Source organism: Cryobacterium inferilacus (assembly GCF_019599185.1).
GTDB lineage: Bacteria > Actinomycetota > Actinomycetes > Actinomycetales > Microbacteriaceae > Cryobacterium > Cryobacterium inferilacus.
Genome location: NZ_JAIEUL010000007.1, coordinates 1 through 18,637, shown reverse-complemented (window position 1 = coordinate 18,637; position 18,637 = coordinate 1). Strand labels below are relative to the sequence as shown.

17 protein-coding genes and 1 rRNA gene are annotated in these 18,637 nt (G+C 68.4%); 16 read left to right on the top strand and 2 right to left on the bottom strand.

The features are described 5' to 3' along the window. Positions 1-84 precede the first annotated feature (84 nt). The 14 genes from K2F54_RS07990 (at position 85) to K2F54_RS07925 (ending at position 15,150) form a co-directional block, all read left to right on the top strand. Positions 85-732: an amino acid ABC transporter permease gene (locus K2F54_RS07990; protein WP_220605347.1), complete on the top strand. Its 648-nt coding sequence runs from the start codon at positions 85-87 to the stop codon at positions 730-732. Continuing rightward, positions 729-1,604 (top strand): amino acid ABC transporter permease, encoded by an 876-nt coding sequence (locus K2F54_RS07985; RefSeq protein ID WP_220605346.1) that lies wholly within the window; start codon positions 729-731, stop codon positions 1,602-1,604. Before K2F54_RS07990 ends, K2F54_RS07985 begins: the two co-directional genes overlap by 4 nt. A 54-nt stretch (positions 1,605-1,658) precedes the next feature. Beyond that, on the top strand, positions 1,659-2,699 hold the full coding sequence (pheS, locus tag K2F54_RS07980; RefSeq protein ID WP_220605345.1) for a phenylalanine--tRNA ligase subunit alpha: 1,041 nt from the start codon (positions 1,659-1,661) through the stop codon (positions 2,697-2,699). Then, positions 2,699-5,233 carry a phenylalanine--tRNA ligase subunit beta gene (gene pheT, locus K2F54_RS07975; RefSeq protein ID WP_220605344.1) on the top strand — a complete coding sequence of 845 codons (2,535 nt, stop codon included), beginning with the start codon at positions 2,699-2,701 and terminating at the stop codon, positions 5,231-5,233. The genes pheS and pheT overlap by 1 nt, the downstream gene beginning before the upstream one ends. Before the next feature lie 179 nt (positions 5,234-5,412). Then, positions 5,413-6,456, top strand: coding sequence for an N-acetyl-gamma-glutamyl-phosphate reductase (argC, locus tag K2F54_RS07970; protein ID WP_220605343.1), 1,044 nt, complete (start codon positions 5,413-5,415; stop codon positions 6,454-6,456). Further along, the gene (gene argJ / locus K2F54_RS07965; protein WP_220605342.1) at positions 6,453-7,634 is read left to right on the top strand and encodes a bifunctional glutamate N-acetyltransferase/amino-acid acetyltransferase ArgJ; all 1,182 of its coding nucleotides are present in this window, start codon (positions 6,453-6,455) and stop codon (positions 7,632-7,634) included. Before argC ends, argJ begins: the two co-directional genes overlap by 4 nt. Continuing rightward, positions 7,634-8,584, top strand: a complete 951-nt coding sequence (gene argB, locus K2F54_RS07960) for an acetylglutamate kinase (RefSeq protein WP_220605341.1) — start codon at positions 7,634-7,636, stop codon at positions 8,582-8,584. The genes argJ and argB overlap by 1 nt, the downstream gene beginning before the upstream one ends. Continuing rightward, on the top strand, positions 8,581-9,783 hold the full coding sequence (locus K2F54_RS07955; RefSeq protein WP_220605340.1) for an acetylornithine transaminase: 1,203 nt from the start codon (positions 8,581-8,583) through the stop codon (positions 9,781-9,783). The genes argB and K2F54_RS07955 overlap by 4 nt, the downstream gene beginning before the upstream one ends. A 48-nt stretch (positions 9,784-9,831) precedes the next feature. Further along, positions 9,832-10,761 carry an ornithine carbamoyltransferase gene (argF, locus tag K2F54_RS07950; RefSeq protein ID WP_220605339.1) on the top strand — a complete coding sequence of 310 codons (930 nt, stop codon included), beginning with the start codon at positions 9,832-9,834 and terminating at the stop codon, positions 10,759-10,761. 59 nt (positions 10,762-10,820) lie between these two features. Further along, positions 10,821-12,020, top strand: a complete 1,200-nt coding sequence (locus K2F54_RS07945) for an argininosuccinate synthase (RefSeq protein ID WP_220605338.1) — start codon at positions 10,821-10,823, stop codon at positions 12,018-12,020. 8 nt (positions 12,021-12,028) lie between these two features. Further along, positions 12,029-13,465, top strand: a complete 1,437-nt coding sequence (gene argH / locus K2F54_RS07940; protein WP_220605337.1) for an argininosuccinate lyase — start codon at positions 12,029-12,031, stop codon at positions 13,463-13,465. Between the two features lie 30 nt (positions 13,466-13,495). After that, positions 13,496-14,095, top strand: a complete 600-nt coding sequence (locus K2F54_RS07935; protein ID WP_220605336.1) for a DNA-3-methyladenine glycosylase — start codon at positions 13,496-13,498, stop codon at positions 14,093-14,095. An 84-nt stretch (positions 14,096-14,179) separates the two neighbouring features. Beyond that, complete coding sequence (locus K2F54_RS07930) at positions 14,180-14,620, top strand: MarR family winged helix-turn-helix transcriptional regulator (RefSeq protein WP_220605335.1); 441 nt, start codon at positions 14,180-14,182, stop codon at positions 14,618-14,620. Positions 14,621-14,688: 68 nt separating this feature from the next. Then, complete coding sequence (locus K2F54_RS07925) at positions 14,689-15,150, top strand: OsmC family peroxiredoxin (protein WP_220605334.1); 462 nt, start codon at positions 14,689-14,691, stop codon at positions 15,148-15,150. 66 nt (positions 15,151-15,216) lie between these two features. Here K2F54_RS07925 and K2F54_RS07920 read toward each other — a convergent pair whose 3' ends face one another. Then, complete coding sequence (locus tag K2F54_RS07920) at positions 15,217-15,840, bottom strand: hypothetical protein (RefSeq protein ID WP_220605333.1); 624 nt, start codon at positions 15,838-15,840, stop codon at positions 15,217-15,219. Next, positions 15,837-16,484, bottom strand: coding sequence for a SatD family protein (locus K2F54_RS07915; RefSeq protein WP_220605332.1), 648 nt, complete (start codon positions 16,482-16,484; stop codon positions 15,837-15,839). Before K2F54_RS07915 ends, K2F54_RS07920 begins: the two co-directional genes overlap by 4 nt. A 140-nt stretch (positions 16,485-16,624) precedes the next feature. Here K2F54_RS07915 and tyrS point away from each other — a divergent pair, with 140 nt between their 5' ends. Continuing rightward, entirely contained in the window at positions 16,625-17,926 is a 1,302-nt protein-coding gene (gene tyrS, locus K2F54_RS07910; protein WP_220605331.1) for a tyrosine--tRNA ligase, read from the top strand. A 557-nt stretch (positions 17,927-18,483) separates the two neighbouring features. Then, positions 18,484-18,637: ribosomal RNA gene (locus K2F54_RS07905) — 16S ribosomal RNA — on the top strand; the annotation flags it as partial.

Here is an 18,637-nt window from a genome sequence, read left to right as displayed (position 1 = left end):
GGGCGGCCGCACTGGCCGTCCCGATCGGTTGTTCCACCCCCATACCCCATCGTGAAAAACCCACTACAGAAGAGGAGGTGAGTCTTGGACGCAGTCATCGAAAACCTGCCGACCTTCCTGGAAGGCTTCAGGAACACCCTCGGTTTGCTGATCCTCTCCGGCTCAGGCGCGCTCGTGCTCGGAGTCATCGTCGCGGCCCTCCGGATCTCGCCCGTGGCATCCTTTCGCGGCTTCGCAACCGTGTACACGGAGATCGTGCGCAACACGCCGCTCACCCTCGTGCTCTTCTTCACCGCGACCATGCTGCCGTATCTGCAGTTCGCGCCCGGGTACTTCCCCCTCGCCGTCATCGGCCTCACCGTCTACACTTCCCCGTTCGTGGCCGAGGCGCTGCGTTCCGGCGTCAACGGTGTTCCGGTCGGGCAGGCCGAGGCCGCGCGCAGCGTTGGTCTCACCTTCGGCCAGTCCCTCGCCTACGTGATCATGCCGCAGGCGGTCCGGATGGTCATCCCGCCGCTGATCAACGTGTTCATCGCGCTCACCAAGAACACCTCGGTCGCCGGAGCCTTCTTCGTCTTCGAGCTGTTCGGGGCTGCCCGCCAGGTGACCAACCTGCGCGGCGACGAAGTCATCCCCATCCTTCTGGCGGTCGCCGCCTTCTACCTGATCATCACGATCACACTCGGCCAGATCGCCGCCCGGGTGGAAAAGAAAGTGGCGGTTCTGCGATGACATCAGTTCTGTATGACGCCCCGGGGCCCAAGGCCCGCACCCGTTCCCTCGTCATCTCCGTCGTCGGCATCATCGCCATCCTCGCCGGACTGATCGTTCTGATTCTCGCTCTCGGAGCGCCGAAGATGAGCGCCAACGGTGCCATTCAGCCCGGCCTCTGGGACGCGACCAGGTGGGATGTCTTCACCGACGTGCAGGTCTGGCGCACCCTGGGCAACGGCGTGGCCGCCACCCTCCAGATGGCCGGAGTCGCCGCGGTCCTCGCCCTGAGCCTGGGCGTGTTCTTCTCGTTCATCCGTTCGGCCGACCATAAGCTCATCCGGGTTCCGGCCGCATTCGTGCTCGAGTTCGTGCGCGGCATCCCGGTGCTGCTGATGATGCTCTTCATCCTGCTGGTCTTCGCTACCGGCTCGTACTGGGCCGGCGTCCTGGCGCTCGGGCTGTACAACGGCGCGATCATCGGCGAGGCGCTGAGGGCCGGCATCCAGTCGCTGCCCCGCGGTCAGCGCGAAGCCGGTCTCGCGATCGGCCTCACCCCGCTGTCGACCCGGTTCCGGATCGAATTCCCGCAGGCGTTCCGGCAGATGCTGCCCATCATCATCGCCCAGCTCGTCGTGCTGCTGAAGGACACCTCCCTGGCCTTCATCGTGGGCTACAGCGAACTGCTCCGCGTGGGTGTGCGCAACCTGCCCGACTTCTTCGGCAACCGCTATGCCTTCTCGTTCTTCCTCGTGGTCTTCGCGATCTACCTGGCGATGAACCTCACCCTCTCCTGGATCGCTCGGATCATCGCGCGCCGGTCGGGGTCGAAGCTCGGCAAGGCCGTCGAGCCGGCCCCCGAGCCGATGCCGAGCGGCGCCAGCGCAATCTAGACCCGGGTGCCCGGCCGCAAATCGACTTGCGGCCGGGCACTAAACTTGGGTCTCGTGTCTGCCCCCACTGAAATAACCGAACCCGCCGTCGCCGCGGCCGTTGACGCCGCCCTCGCGGCCATCGACGCCGCGACCGACTCCGCCGCCCTCAAGGCCGTGCGCTCAGCGCACGTCGGCGAGGCCTCGCCGCTGGCCGCTCTGAACGCTCTCATGCGCAGCGTGCCCGGCGACCAGAAGGCCGCCGCCGGCAAGCTCGTCGGACAGGCCCGCGCCCGGGTCAACCAGGCGCTGAGCGCCCGCGAAGCCGCGATCGTCGAAGCCGAGGCCACCGCCCAGCTCGCCGCCGAAGCCGTGGACGTCACCGCCGCAGCCTCCACCTGGCGTGCCGGGGCGCGGCATCCGCTCACCCTGCTGCAGGAGCGCGTCTCCGACGTGTTCGTGGGCATGGGCTGGGAGGTCGCCGAAGGACCAGAGCTGGAGAGCGAATGGTTCAACTTCGACGCGCTCAACTTCGACGAGGACCACCCGGCCCGCGCCATGCAGGACACCTTCTTCATCGACCCGCCAGAGGCGCACCTGGTGCTGCGCACCCACACCTCGCCCGTGCAGCTGCGTGCGCTGCTCGGCACCGAGCCGCCCGTTTACCGCATCGCGCCCGGCCGGGTCTACCGCACCGACGAGCTCGACGCCACCCACACCCCGGTGTTCCACCAGATCGAGGGCATCGCCGTGGACAAGGGCCTCACCATGGCCCACCTGCGCGGCACCCTCGACCACTTCGTCAAGGCGCTGTTCGGCGACGAGGCCAAGGTGCGCCTGCGCCCCAACTACTTCCCGTTCACCGAGCCGAGCGCCGAGCTCGACCTCTGGCACCCCACCTTCAAGGACGGTGCCCGCTGGATCGAGTGGGGCGGCTGCGGCATGGTCAACGCCAATGTGCTGCGCTCCGCGGGCCTGGACCCCGACGTCTACTCCGGATTCGCGTTCGGCGTCGGGGTCGAGAGAGCACTGATGTTCCGCAACGATGTGAAGGATATGCACGACATGGTCGAAGGCGACGTTCGGTTCAGCCAGCAGTATGGGATGGCCGTCTGATGCGCGTTCCCCTGAGCTGGCTCGGCGAATTCGTCGACCTCGAACCCGGCACCACCCCCGAAGCCGTGCACGCCGCCCTGGTGAGCGTGGGCCTGGAGGAAGAAGAGATCCACCGCTTCGAGCTGACCGGACCCATCGTGGTCGGCGAGGTGCTCGAATTCGTCGGTGAGGCGCAGACCAACGGCAAGACCATCAACTGGTGCCAGGTGCGGGTGGCCGCGGATGGCGACCTCGCCGCCGACGGCGGCCCCGCCATCCACGGCATCGTCTGTGGTGCGCACAACTTCGTCGTCGGTGACAAGGTCGTCGTGACCCTGCCCGGCGCCGTGCTGCCCGGCCCGTTCCCGATCGCGGCCCGCAGCACCTACGGGCACGTGTCCGACGGCATGATCGCCTCGGCCAAGGAACTCGGCCTCGGCGACGAGTCTGCCGGCATCCTGGTGCTCGGCGACCTCGGCCTCGACCCCGAGGTGGGCACGGATGCGATCAGCCTGCTCGGCCTGGACGACTCCGCCGTGGAGATCAACGTCACCCCCGACCGCGGCTACGCGTTCTCCATCCGTGGTGTGGCCCGCGAGTACGCGCACGCCACCGGCGCCACCTTCCGCGACCCGGCCCTGGCCGTCACCGCGACGCCCTCCACCGAAGTGTTCCCGGTCTCGATCGACGATGTCGCCCCGATCCGTGGCCGCATCGGCGCGAGCGTCTTCGTCACCCGCGTCGTGCGCGGCGTTGACCCCACCCGGCCGTCGCCGGCCTGGCTGATTGCCCGACTCAAGCTGGCCGGCATCCGCTCGATCTCGCTGATCGTGGACATCACCAACTACGTGATGATCGAACTCGGCCAGCCGATCCACGGCTACGACCTCGACAAGCTCACCGGCGGCATCACCGTGCGCCGTGCGACGGCCGGCGAGAAGCTCGTCACCCTCGACGACGTCACTCGCACCCTCAACGCTGAAGACCTGCTGATCACCGACGAATCCGGGCCGATAGGCCTGGCCGGCGTGATGGGCGGGGCGACCACCGAGATCGGTGCGGAGACCACCAACGTGCTCATCGAGGCTGCCAACTTCGACCCGGTGTCGATCGCCCGCACCGCCCGCAGGCACAAGCTGCCCAGCGAGGCCTCCCGCCGGTTCGAACGCGGTGTCGACCCCGAGGTCGCCGCCGTGGCCGCCGCCCGCGTGGTGCAGCTGCTCGAGGAACTCGCCGGGGGAGTGGCCGACGGACTCGGCTCGCTGCACGACGCCACCCCGGAACGCGCCCCGATCGACCTGCCCACCGGGTTCGTCTCCGGCCTGATCGGTCTGGATTACACCCGCGAGGAGGTGCGCACCTCGCTGGCCGAGATCGGCGCCTCGATGACGGAGACCGCGGACGGCCTGGCCGTCATCGCGCCGAGCTGGCGCCCGGACCTCACCGACAAGTGGACCCTCGCCGAGGAGGTCGCCCGCATCGTCGGGTACGACCGCATCCCGTCGGTGCTGCCCGTCGCCCCGCCCGGCCGTGGCCTCACCCGCACGCAGCAGCTCAAGCGCCAGGTCGCCACGGTGCTCGCCGCCACCGGCCACACCGAGGTCCTCGCCTACCCGTTCGTCGCCGAGAAGGCCAACAACCTGTTCGGCGACCCGGTCAGCAGCACGGTTCCGCAGATCAAGGTGGCCAACCCGCTCGACGGCGAGGCGCCGTTCATGCGCACCTCGATGCTGCCCGGCCTGCTGCAGATCGCGCACCGCAACCTCTCCCGCGGCGCCACCGACCTGGCGATCTTCGAACTCGGTTCGGTCTTCCGCCCGGTCGAGGGCGTCAGCTACGGCAGCACCGTGGTGCCCCCCGCCGCCGTGCGGCCCAGCGCCGAGCTCGAGGCCACGCTGAACGCCGGCATCCCGCCGCAGCCGTTCACCGCCGGCATCGTGCTGCTCGGTAACACCGTGCGCCACCAGCCCGGCCAGGCGGCCATCGCCGCATCCTGGCAGGACGCCCTCACCGCCGTCGCCCAGATCGGCCTCGCCGTCGGTCTGCCGATCCTCGTGCGCCAGGGCGCCCACCAAGCCATGCACCCCGGCCGCACCGCCGAACTGTTCGTGGCGACGGATGCCGGCGAGCTGTCGGTGGGCTTCGCGGGCGAACTGCTGCCCGCCGTGGCGCGCGGCGCCGATCTGCCTGCCGTGGTCGCGGTCGTGGAGCTCAACCTGACCGCGGTGTTCGCCCAGGTAACCGGGGAACTGCAGGCCACCGTGATCGGCACCAAGCCCGCCGCCACCCAGGACCTCTCGCTCGTCGTCGACGCCCAGGTGCCGGCCAGCGACGTGCTCGCCGCCGTGCGCGAGGGCAGCGGAACACTGTTGGAGAGCATCGAGCTGGTGGACGACTACCGCGGAACGGGCATCGAGCCCGGGCAGAAGTCGCTCACCTTCGCGCTGCGCTTCCGGGCGCCGGACCGCACCCTCACCGCCAAGGAGGCCAGCGACGCGAAGCTGGCCGGCGTGGAGCTCGCCGCGGCCCGCCACGGGGCGCACCTGCGCGAGTAGCTGCTGCCCGCCCGGCCCCATCATTCGCACCGGTGGAGAGCCCGGGCGGGGTCGCGGCACGTCTAACCTGCGGCGGCACGTGTTGCAACACGTGCCGCCGGGACGAACGCGTGCCGCGAGCAGTCAGCGGGGCACCTCGCGATTGCAGCGCTGCGGCAGCACCCGAGTAAGTTTGATCCATGGTCTTTTCGGTAGCGGTTGCGGGCGCGAGTGGGTACGCGGGCGGTGAGCTGCTGCGTCTGCTGGCCGCTCACCCCGATTTCGAGGTGCGCACGGTCACCGCGCACAGCAACGCCGGCCAGCGCCTGGTCGACGTGCAGCCGCACCTGCGTTCGCTGAGCCACCTCGTGCTGGCCGACACGGATGCCAGCACCCTGGCCGGCCATGACGTGGTCTTCCTCGCCCTCCCGCACGGAGCCTCGGGGGCGCTCACCGCGCAGCTGAGCGCCGACACCCTCGTGGTGGACTGCGGCGCCGACCACCGCCTCGAGAGCGAGTCCGACTGGGCCGCGTTCTACGGCGGCGACTACTTCGGCGCCTGGGCATACGGCGTGCCCGAACTTCCCGTCGCCGGCGGCCGCCAGCGCGACCGGCTCATCGGCGCCCGCCGCATCGCCGCGCCCGGCTGCAACGCCAGCACTGTCGCGCTCGCCCTGGCCCCCGGCATTCTGGCCGGCGTGATCGAGCCGGCCGACATCGTCGCCGTGCTCGCCGTCGGCCCGTCCGGCGCCGGCAAGGCGCTCAAGGTGCCCAACCTGGCCGCCGAGATCCTGGGCTCCGCCAACCCCTACGCCGTCGGCGGCACCCACCGGCACATCCCCGAGATCCAGCAGAGCCTGCGCTGGGCCGGCGCCACCGACCCGACGATCTCGTTCACCCCGGTGATCGTGCCGATGTCCCGCGGCATCCTCGCCACCGCCACCGCCCGCCTCGTACCGGGCACCAGTGCGGCAGCCGTGCGCGAGGCCTGGGCCGCCGCGTACGCCGATGAACCGTTTGTGCACGTGCTGCCCAGCGGCCAGTTCCCGCGCACCGCCGACGTGCTCGGCGCCAACACCGCCCTCATCGGCCTGGCGATCGACGAGGCCGCCGGCCGCGTGGTCACCGTCACGGCCGTCGACAACCTCGTCAAGGGCACCGCAGGCGCTGCCATCCAATCCGCCAACATTGCCCTGGGCCTGCCCGAAACCCGCGGCCTCAGCACGAATGGAGTTGCCCCGTGAGCGTCACCGCCCCCGCCGGATTCGCCGCAGCCGGCGTCACCGCCGGCCTGAAGAAGTCCGGCGGCCTCGACCTGGCCATCGTGGCCAACCTCGGCCCGCTCAACAACGCCGCCACGGTCTTCACCAGCAACCGCTGCAAGGCCAACCCGATCATCTGGAGCCAGCAGGTCATGGCCGACGGCCGGGTCAGCGCCATCGTGCTGAACTCCGGCGGCGCCAACTGCTACACCGGCAGCATCGGCTTCCAGACCACACACGCCACCGCCGAGGCCGTGGCGGAGCAACTGCAGGTCTCTTCCGGCGACGTGCTGGTCTGCTCCACCGGCCTGATCGGCGAGCAGCTCGACCTGGGCAAGCTCACCGCCGGTGTCTTCGACGCCGCAGTGGCCCTCAAGTCCGACGACGCCGCATCCACCGTCGCCGGTCTCGCGGCCGCACAGGCGATCATGACCACAGACACCCGACCCAAGCAGGCCACCAGGGTGTCACCGGCCGGCTGGATCATCGGCGGCATGGCCAAGGGCGCCGGTATGCTCGCGCCCGGCCTGGCCACCATGCTCGTGGTGATCACCACCGACGCGCAGCTCAGCTCGGCCCAGCTGGATGCGGCGCTGCGGGAGGCCACCCGGGTCACCTTCGACCGGCTCGACTCCGACGGCTGCATGTCCACCAACGACACCGTCAGCCTGCTGGCCTCCGGCGCCAGCGGCGTCGACGCCGACCCGGCCGAGTTCACCGCCGCACTCACCGAGCTGTGCCGCGACCTCACCCTGCAACTGCAGGGCGACGCCGAGGGCGCCTCGCACGACGTGGCCATCACGGTTCGCAACGCCGCGAGCGAAACCGAGGCCGTCACGGTGGCCCGCGCGGTCTCCCGCAGCAACCTGTTCAAGGCCGCCATCTACGGCAACGACCCCAACTGGGGCCGGGTGCTGGCCGCCGTCGGCACCATCCCCGAAGCGGATGCGGCCTTCGACCCGTACGGCATCGACGTGGCCATCAACGGCATCCAGGTCTGCACGGCGGGGGAGCCAGACCAGCCCCGCGAGCTCGTCGACCTCACCCCACGCGCCGTCTCGGTGGTCATCGACCTGCACGCCGGCACCGCCCGCGCCACGATCTGGACCAACGACCTCACCCACGACTACGTCGAAGAGAACAGCGCGTACTCCAGCTGATGAACGCTCACGCTTCCGCCCCCGCCGGCCCACCCGTGCCTCCGGTGCCCACCCTCGACGACGTCGACAACACGCCCGCCGAGGCGAAGGTCAAAGCCGCCACGCTGATCGAGGCGCTGCCCTGGCTGAAGAAGTTCCACGACCAGATCATCGTCGTCAAGTTCGGCGGCAACGCCATGGTCAGCGAGGAACTGCAGCGCGCCTTCGCCGAGGACATGGTGTACCTGCGGTACGCGGGCATCCGCCCGGTCGTCGTGCACGGCGGTGGCCCGCAGATCTCGGCCATGCTCGCCCGCCTCGGTATCGAGAGCGAGTTCCGCGGCGGCTACCGGGTCACCACCCCCGAGGCCATGGACGTGGTGCGGATGGTGCTCACCGGCCAGATCAACCGCGACCTGGTCAGCCACATCAACGCGCACGGCCCCCTGGCGGCCGGGCTGAGCGGTGAGGATGCCGGTCTGTTCAGCGGCCGTCGCCGCGGCGTCGTGATCGACGGCGAAGAGGTCGACCTCGGCCTGGTCGGCGACGTCATCGGTGTCGACCCCGAGGCCGTTTTCGCGCAACTGAGCGCCGGCCGCATCCCCGTGGTGTCCTCGATTGCTCCCGACGTGGACGTGCCGGGTCAGTCCCTCAACGTGAACGCGGATGCCGCCGCGGCCGCCCTCGCCGTGGGCCTGAACGCGGCCAAGCTGGTGATCCTCACCGACGTGGCCGGCCTGTACAGCGACTGGCCCAACCGTGACTCGCTCGTGTCGGTCATCGACGTTGATGCCCTCCGCACCTTGCTTCCCGATCTCGAATCGGGAATGATCCCCAAGATGACCGCCTGCCTGGACGCCGTCGAGGGCGGCGTCGCCAAGGCGGCGATCATCGATGGTCGAGTGCCGCACTCGATCCTGGTCGAAATCTTCACCGGTAGCGGTATCGGTACTGAGGTGGTTCCCGCATGACCCTGCACGAGCGTTACGCCGACGCAATGATGAAAACCCTGTCGCCGCCACTGGCCGTGCTGGTGCGCGGCGAGGGCTGCTACGTCTGGGACGAGCACGGCACCCGCTACCTCGACTTCCTGGCCGGCATCGCCGTCAACTCGCTCGGCCACGCCCACCCCGACATGGTCGCCGCCGCCCAGAGCCAGATCGCCACCCTCGCGCACATCTCCAACTACTTCGCCTCGCCGTCCCAGATCGAACTGGCCGAACGCCTCAAACGCCTCACCGGCGCGGGCGACGCCGGCCGGGTTTACTTCTGCAACTCAGGAGCAGAGGCCAACGAGGCCGCGTTCAAACTCGCCCGCCTCAACGTCGCCGGTGGCCGCCGCAGCCGCATCCTCGCGCTGAACGACTCGTTCCACGGGCGCACCATGGGCGCCCTCGCCCTCACCGGCAAGCCGCTCATGCGTGGCCCGTTCGAACCCGTCCCCGGCGGCGTGCAGCACATCGACACCACCATCGCCGCGCTCGAACGGGAAATCGACGACACCGTCGCCGCACTGTTCCTCGAGCCGGTCAAGGGTGAAGCCGGTGTCATCGACCTGCCGGAGGGCTACCTGCAACGGGCCCGCGAGCTGTGCACCCGGCACGGCGTGCTGCTCATCATCGACGAGGTCCAGACTGGCGCCGGCCGCACCGGTAAGTGGTTCGCCTACGAGCATTCCAACGTGATCCCGGATGCCGTCACCGTCGCCAAGGGCATCGGCGGGGGAGTGCCGATCGGGGCGCTCGTCACCTTCGGCGCCACCAGCGACCTGTTCCAGCGCGGCCAGCACGGCTCCACCTTCGGCGGCAACCCGTTCGTGACCGCCACCGCCAACGCCGTGCTCGGTGTCATCGAGCGCGACGACCTGGTCGGCAACGCCGCCCGCCGCGGCGAGCAGCTGCGTGAACTCATCCTCGGCATCGAGTCACCGCTGATCAGCGAAGTGCGTGGTCGCGGGCTGCTACTCGGCATCGGCCTGACCGAGCCGGTGGCGCTCAAGCTGGCCGCCGCCGCGCAGACCGAGGGCCTGATCATCAACGCCGCGAACGAGTCCAGCATCCGGATGGCGCCGCCGCTGATCGTGGGCGACGCCGAGCTGGCCGATTTTGAGGAACGTTTTCGGGCCGCCCTGGCCCACGTGACGAGTCCCGGCCTCGTCTCCGCCAGATAAGGTGGAGGAATCCCGCATTACACCGACGAATTCAGCGAAAGTGACCCCGTGACCCGCCATTTCCTGCGCGACGACGACATTTCTCCGGCCGAACAGGCCGAGATCCTCGATCTGGCCCTGGAACTGAAGCGAGACCGATTCGCGGTCCAGCCTCTGGCCGGACCGAAAACCGTCGCCGTGATCTTCGATAAGTCCTCCACCCGCACCCGGGTGTCGTTCGCCGTCGGCATCGCCGACCTCGGTGGCAGCCCGCTGATCATCAGCACGGCCAGCAGCCAGCTCGGCGGCAAGGAAACCGCCGCGGACACCGCCAGGGTGCTCGAGCGCCAGGTCGCCGCCATCGTCTGGCGCACCTACGGCCAGGCCGGGCTCGAAGAGATGGCGCTGAACACCACCGTTCCGGTGGTCAACGCCCTCTCCGACGATTTCCACCCCTGCCAGCTGCTCGCCGACCTGCTCACCATCCGTGAGCACCGCGGCGACCTGGCCGGCCAGACCCTCACCTTCCTCGGCGACGGCGCCTGCAACATGGCCCAGTCCTACCTGCTCGCCGGTGCGACCGCCGGCATGCACGTGCGCATCGCGTCGCCAGCCGGGTACACGCCAGACCCGCAGGTCGTCGCCGACGCCGAGGCCATCGCGGCCACGACCGGTGGCTCCGTCGCCCTCTTCACCGATCCCGCCGAGGCCGTCGCCGGCGTCGACGTGGTCATCACCGACACCTGGGTGTCGATGGGCAAGGAAGAAGAGAAGGCCACCCGGCTCGGCACGCTCGGCGGTTACCGCGTCGACGCCGACCTGATGGCCCTGGCCAAGGCCGACGCCCACTTCATGCACTGCCTGCCGGCCGACCGTGGCTTCGAGGTCACGGCCGACGTCATCGACGGCCCGCAGAGCATCATCTGGGACGAGGCCGAGAACCGGCTGCACGCCCAGAAAGCGCTGCTCGTCTGGCTGCTCGCGCGCAACGTGCGCTAGCGCAGCCCGGCACGCCCCACCAATAAACTTGAACCAAGAACACATCATGAAGGAGAACCATGGCTGAGCGGGTTGTACTGGCATATTCGGGTGGACTCGACACCTCGGTAGGCATCGGCTGGCTGAAAGACGCCACCGGCAAGGAGGTCGTGGCCCTGGCCGTCGACGTCGGACAAGAGGGCGAGGACATGGATGTCATCCGTCAGCGCGCCCTGGACTGCGGTGCCGTGGAGTCCATCGTCGTCGACGCGAAGGACGAGTTCGCCAACGACTACATCGTTCCGGCGCTCAAGGCCAACGCGCTGTACCAGAAGCGGTACCCGCTGGTCTCCGCGATCAGCCGCCCGCTGATCGCTAAGCACCTCGCCGCCACCGCCCGCGCCCTCGGCGCCGACAGCGTCGCGCACGGATGCACCGGCAAGGGTAACGACCAGGTGCGCTTCGAGGCCGCCGTCACCGCCCTCGCCCCCGAGCTCACCTCGCTCGCACCGGTGCGCGACTTCGCCCTCACCCGCGACAAGGCCATCGAGTACGCCGCTCTGCACAACCTGCCGATCGCGCAGTCGAAGAAGAGCCCGTACTCCATCGACCAGAACGTCTGGGGTCGTGCGGTCGAGACCGGCTTCCTGGAAGACCCGTGGAACGCCCCGATCGAGGACCTCTACACCTACACGCAGGACCCGTCGATCCCGCGCCCGGCCACCGAGGTCATCATCACGTTCGACCAGGGTGTGCCCGTGGCCGTTGACGGCAAGCCGGTCACCCCGCTCGAAGCCGTCGTGCTGCTCAACAAGCTCGCCGGCGACCAGGGTGTCGGCCGCATCGACATCGTCGAGGACCGCCTCGTGGGCATCAAGAGCCGCGAGGTCTACGAGTCCCCGGCCGGTATCGCCCTGATCACCGCGCACGAAGAGCTCGAGAACGTCACCGTCGAACGCGACGTCGCCCGCTACAAGCGCGGCGTGGAAGCCAAGTGGAGCGAACTCGTCTACGACGGCCTCTGGTTCTCCGGCCTGAAGAAGTCGCTGGACGCCTTCATCAACGACACCCAGAAGTACGTCACCGGCGACATCCGCATGACCCTGCACGCCGGAAGCGCCGTCGTCACCGGCCGCCAGAGCACGCAGAGCCTGTACGACTTCGACCTGGCCACCTACGACACCGGCGACTCGTTCGACCAGTCGATGGCCAAGGGCTTCATCGAACTGTGGAGCCTGCCCAGCAAGATCGCGGCCCGCCGCGACCAGGCCGCGAAGTAGGAGCCGCTATGACCGGCGACACGAGCATCAACCGTGCGGGCGAGGCGGGCGCCCTCTGGGGCGGCCGCTTCGCCGGCGGACCGTCGCCGGAGTTGGCGCGCCTGAGCAAGTCAACCCATTTCGACTGGCAGCTGGCCGGGTACGACATCCGTGGGTCGCGCGCCCACGCTCGTGCCCTGGCCGCTGCCGGTTACCTCACCGAGGAAGAACTGGCCGGCATGCTCGCCGGCCTGGACACCCTCGATGAGGCCGTCAACGACGGCCGGTTCCAGCCGGCCGCGACCGACGAAGACGTGCACTCGGCGCTGGAGCGCGGACTGATCGACATCGTCGGAACCGAGCTCGGCGGCAAACTGCGCGCCGGCCGCAGCCGCAACGACCAGGTCGCCACCCTGGTGCGGATGCTGCTGCGCGACCACGCCGCCGTCATCGCCCGGCTGCTGGTGGACCTCATCGACGCCCTCGCCGCGCAGGCGGAGGCCAACGAGACCGCGATCATGCCCGGCCGCACCCACCTTCAGCACGCCCAACCGGTGCTGCTCGCGCACCACCTCTTCGCACACTGCTGGCCGCTGGTGCGCGACCTGGAACGCTTCGCCGACTGGAACAAGCGCTCCGACTTCTCCCCGTACGGCTCCGGCGCGCTGGCCGGCAACACCCTGGGCCTGGACGCCGGGATGATCGCCACCGAACTGGGCTTCGGCGCCGTCGTGGAGAACTCGATCGACGGCACCGCCAGCCGTGACCTGGTGGCAGAATTCGCCTACATCACGGCCCAGATCGGCATCGACCTGTCCCGGCTGGCCGAGGAGATCATTCTCTGGAACACCCGCGAATTCGGTTTCGTCACCCTCGACGACTCCTACTCCACCGGCTCCTCGATCATGCCGCAGAAGAAGAACCCCGACATCGCCGAACTGGCCAGGGGCAAGTCCGGCCGCCTGATCGGCAACCTCACCGGGCTGCTCACCACCCTCAAGGGCCTCCCGCTCGCGTACAACCGCGACCTGCAGGAGGACAAGGAGCCGGTCTTCGACTCCATCGAAACCCTCGAGGTGTTGCTGCCCGCGTTCACGGGCATGATCGCCACGATCACCTTCCACACCGACCGCATGGCCGAGTTGGCCCCGCAGGGGTTCTCCCTGGCCACGGATGTCGCGGAATGGCTGGTGAAACGTCACGTCAGCTTCCGGGACGCGCACGAGATCACCGGCACCCTGGTGAAGGTGGCCGAGGCCAGGGGCCTCGACCTGCACGAGATCGACGACGCGCAACTGGCGGAGATCTCCCCGCACCTCATCCCCGAGGTGCGTGAGGTCCTCACCATTCAGGGCTCGGTCACCCGTCGTGACGGCCAGGCCGGCACCGCCCCCGTGCGGGTTGCCGAACAGCGGGCCGCGCTGGTCGCCCGCGTGCACAGCCTCGCCTCCGCCCTGGTGCGCTGAGACCGGCACCCTCCCGAGAGAAGCTGCAGCGTGAGCGTCGACCGTGACCTGTTCAGCCAGGACGCGGTCGACGTCGCCCCGCTTCTGCTCGGCGCCCGCTTTCGGCACGGCGACACGGTGCTGCGGATCACCGAGGTGGAGGCCTACCGAGCCGGCACCGACCCCGGGTCGCACGCCTACCGCCGGCAGACCCGGCGCAACAGCAGCATGTTCGGTCCAGGCGGGCACCTCTACGCCTACTTCACCTACGGGATGCACGTCTGCGCCAACATCGTCTGCTCGCCGGCGGGCGAAGCATCCGGTGTGTTGCTGCGCGCCGGCGAGATCGTCTCCGGAATCGACGACGCTCGGGACCGACGCGGGCCGGCGGTCAGCGACCGCGACCTGGCGCGAGGTCCCGCCCGGCTGACCCGGGCGATGGGCATCCGGCTCGACCAGGATGGCGCCGACCTGGCCGCCGAACCGTTCGATCTCGCCCTCCCCGACGTTCCGGTGCCGGCCATGACCGGGCCGCGCACCGGTGTAGCCGGCGCCGGCGGCGGCACCGACTTCTCCTGGCGCTTCTGGATTGCGGGGGACCGCACCGTCTCGGCCTACCGGCGCCACCCGAGCCTCCCCGCGCCGGCCTGATCACGCCGAGAGCAGCATTGCGGTTCGGCGGCACATTTAGATTGTGTACAACCTAATTGTGCAAAACCGTGTTAGAGTCTGAACATGGCCGTCCCACAGATGCTTCCCCCCGAGCAGCAGATCTGCTTTGCGCTCTACTCCGCATCTCGGGCGATCACCGGGCGTTACCGCGCCCTGCTCGCTCCGCTGGGCATCACGTATCCGCAGTACCTCGCCATGCTCGTGCTCTGGGAAACCGGAACCAGCACGGTCAGCCAACTCGGCGACCGGTTGCACCTCGACTCCGGAACGCTGTCGCCGTTGCTGAAGCGGCTCGAGTCGCTCGGCCTGGTCGTGCGCGGTCGGTCCGCGAACGATGAACGCGTCGTGGAGATCGCCCTCACCCCGGCCGGTGACGCGATGCGCAGTCACGCACCGCAGATTGCCGAGCAGATTTGCGCCTCGACAGGGCTTGCCATGCCCGAACTCATCGACCTGCAGAGCCAGATTGCCGCTCTCGCCGAGCGCGTGCGCGCGCTCACCTGATCTTTCCCGACCCGAACCGGCCTCCGTGGCCGGCTCCAGCACTCCACCACACAGAAAAGGACACCGTTATGCCCACACGTACCGCACGCACTGGTTGGACCGGAACTCTCGACGCCGGGGAGGGCCAGGTCGAACTGACCAGCTCGGGCCTCGGCACCTACGACGTCTCGTTCCCCAAGCGGAGCGCCGAGAGCGCGAACGGCTTCACGAGCCCGGAGGAGCTTCTCGCCGCCGCCCACTCGGCCTGCTACTCCATGCAGCTCTCGGCCGAGCTGGCGTCCGACGGTGTGACCATCGAAGCCCTGGACGTGTCGGCCGACGTGAGCCTCGGCGCTGATCCGGCTGGCGGCTTCCGTCTCACCGGCATCCACCTCACCGTTCGCGGCGAAGTGACCGGCATGGACAGCGAGACCTTCCTGGCCGCGGCCAACGCCGCCAAGCTGAACTGCCCGGTCAGCAAGGCCCTGACCGGGGTCGACATCACGCTCGACGCGGCGCTCGAGGAACTCCCCGAGGTTCTGCAGGCCTAAGAAGCGCGAACGACAAAGCCCGGCCGCTGTCTGTCAGCGAGCCGGGCTTCGTCGTGCCCGCCGGGGTTAGGACTGGGCCAGGCTCACCAGGATGACGCAGGCGCACGCCCAGATCAGGCTGGCGAAGGTGCCGATGATGAACCGCTCCCTGGCCTCGGACGAGGCCAGCTCGGTGAATCGACCGACGCCCTTGATGGCCACGACCACGGCGAGAGCCTCGGGGAACCCGGCCAGGATCGCGCCGGCCACGGCAAGACGTTCGAGGATTCCGATGGTGAGGCCGCCGCGGAGCACCTCGTGCACCGCCGTCGGCGTCGCGGCGGTCGCGGCACTGTCGGCGACGACGGCTGCCGGATCGGTGCCGACCATGATGCCGCCGTGGCTGCCGGGAGCCACCGAGTCCTTCGTCGCCAGCTGCAGGGCAAGCACCGCAGCCGGACCGCCGCCGATCACGGCGAGAACCAGGGCCGCCAACGCGATGACCACGGTGAACGCCACCGGCGCCGGGTCGCCCACGGGCACCGCGGCGAGCAGCAGCGCCACCCCCAGCGCCCAGGCGGAAGCGATCACGAAAGGCTGCGAGCCGCGCCGGAAGGCCAGGATCGCCAGGATCAACGACGCCATCGTGATCAGGAGCAGGATCATCCAGTACAGGTAGAGCACGACGGAGAAGGAATCGAGGATTGTCATCGGCGGTGGTCATCCGTTTCGCTGGTGTCGCGGTCGAGGTTGTCTAGCAGCCTAACGAGTGCGGGATGCGCCGCGAGCTCGACTCTCCACTGCGCGCTTTTCACGCGCTGACTGACCGCGGCCGTTGAAATGCCCAGGGTGCGGGCGATGGCGGTCTGCGGCTGGCCGCTCTCGAGCAGATCGACGGCCTCCCATCCCTCCGGGGTGCGCCGGGCGCGGAGCAGGAGCAGCATCGTCACGAGCGCCTCGACCTCGGCGCCGGTGGAGAGGGCGACGGCTTCCGCGCCGTCGGAGCGCGGCGGCACATCGAGCGCGAACCGCGCCTCGGCCCGCTTGGCCCTGGTCACCGCGGTTCTGGCTGCGATGAAGGCGTCCCCGGTGGCCTGTCGGGTGCTGGCCGGCAGGGGAGTGCGGACGGGGCCGATGCCGAGGCCGATGCTCCAGAATCCCGCCCGGTGCAGGTCGAGCAGTATGGCGAAGGCATCCGCCGCGGCCGGCACCAGCAGTTGGATCTCGTCACCGGAGGTCTGGTCGGGCGGCAGGGCGAAGGCCGCCGCGTGACGGTCGGCCAGCTGGGCGATCATCTCGCTGGCTCGGTCCCGATCGTGTCGGCTGTCGATCTGGTCGGCGGTTATCACAAACATTGGTTAAGCCTCCATCCTGAATGCAGCCTAATCAAGGTTCAAAGATTAATCCAGCCCACTTCACCTTGCAGCCTTGATATCTTGACCGTGTCGGTGCCATGGCTCCCGGCCCGAGAGGCCGACGCTGGTAATCTGGCTTCGTGTCAGACCCCAGCATCCTTGCCCAGCAAGCCAACGATCCCACTTTCGCCAACGTCTGGGAGGAAATCTCCTGGCGCGGCCTGGTCCACGTCTCCACCGACGAGTCGGCGTTGCGCGACCTGCTCGCCGGGGATCCGATCACCTACTACTGCGGGTTCGACCCCACCGCGGCCAGCCTGCACCTGGGCAATCTGGTGCAGCTGCTGCTGATGCGTCGCCTGCAGCTGGCCGGTCACCGACCGCTCGGCCTGGTCGGCGGCTCCACCGGCCTCATCGGCGACCCGCGGCCCACGGCCGAGCGCACCCTGAACACCCCCGAGGTCATCAACGAATGGGTCGGCTACCTGCAGGCGCAGGTCACCCGCTTCCTCAGCGCGGAGGGGGACAACCCCGTCACCCTGGTGAACAACCTGGACTGGACGGCGCCGCTGTCGGCGATCGACTTCCTGCGCGACATCGGCAAGTACTACCGGGTCGGCACCATGCTCAAAAAGGATGCGGTGAGCGCCCGGCTGAACTCCGACGCGGGCATCAGCTACACCGAGTTCAGCTACCAGGTGCTGCAGGGGATGGACTTCCTCGAGCTCTACCGCAGCCACAACTGTGTGCTGCAGACCGGTGGCAGCGACCAGTGGGGCAACCTCACCAGCGGCACCGACCTCATCCACCGCGCCGAGGGCACGAGCGTGCACGCTATCGGCACCCCGCTGATCACCAACACCGACGGCACCAAGTTCGGTAAGAGCGAGGGCAACGCGGTCTGGCTGGATCCCACCCTCACGAGCCCATACGCCATGTACCAGTTCTGGCTGAACACCGACGATTCCGACGTGATCGCCCGGCTCAAGGTCTTCACGTTCCTCACCCGGGTGCAGATCGAGGCGCTCGAGCAGCTGGTGGCCACCGAACCGTTCAAGCGCGAAGCCCAGCGCACGCTGGCCTTCGAGGTGACGAGCCTGGTGCACGGGGTGTCTGCAACGGATGCCGCCATTCAGGCCACCCAGGCCCTGTTCGGCCAGGGCGACCTGGCCGACCTCGACCCGGAGACCCTGGAGGCGGCCCTGCGGGCGCTTCCCAACACGACCACATTCCCGCAGGCGCAGGTCATGCAGGTGCTGGTGGATACCGGACTGACCAAGAGTCTCGGTGAGGCCCGCCGCGCAATCGGTCAGGGCGGCGTGTACCTCAACAACGTCAAGGTCACCGATGAGGCGGCCACGGTTGAGGGTTCGGTATTGCCCGGGGGAGTGGCTGTGCTCCGCCGCGGCAAGAAGACTCTGGCCGGCGTCTTCGTCGAGTAGACGCTGTCGGCCCGCAGTGTGACCGGCAGGTTACGGCCGCATTGCGGGCAGGTGTCGATTTGCGACACGCCCGGGATTCTCCCCGGATTGCGGGGCATTCCTAACCCGCGTAGTGTCATCTCTTGTCACCCCACAGGTGCGGAAAGCGGAAGAGCTTACCGGCCTCAAGCGGGACCACTTCCAAGTGTTGGCAGCGAATTCATTCGAACTGTCGGGCTTGATGGCGTGCGGTCAGTCCAAATCTGGATCTGATCATCACGACAAGAAAAACAGAACAACATCGAAGTGCCCCGGAGCGACAGCCTTTTGGCCTGAAGTCGGGTGCGTCCGATCCTTGAGAACTCAACAGCGTGCACAATGTCAAATGCCAAAAACCTCGTGGTTTGGATCCGTTTCTAGCGGTGAAGGGCCAAGAGATTCCTTTGGAAAACATTTAAACAACAAAGCAAGTCAGTAATGATTTGTTCTGTCAGTTTCAAACTTGCTGATTGTTCGCCTATTCCGGCGGCTTTCGGCACTAGATGTGCCCATCACTTCGGTGGTGAGGCTATTAAACATTTACGGAGAGTTTGATCCTGGCTCAGGACGAACGCTGGCGGCGTGCTTAACACATGCAAGTCGAACGGTGAAGAGAAGCTTGCTTCTTGGATCAGTGGCGAACGGGTGAGTAACACGTGAGTAACCTGCCCCCGACTCTGGGATAAGCACTGG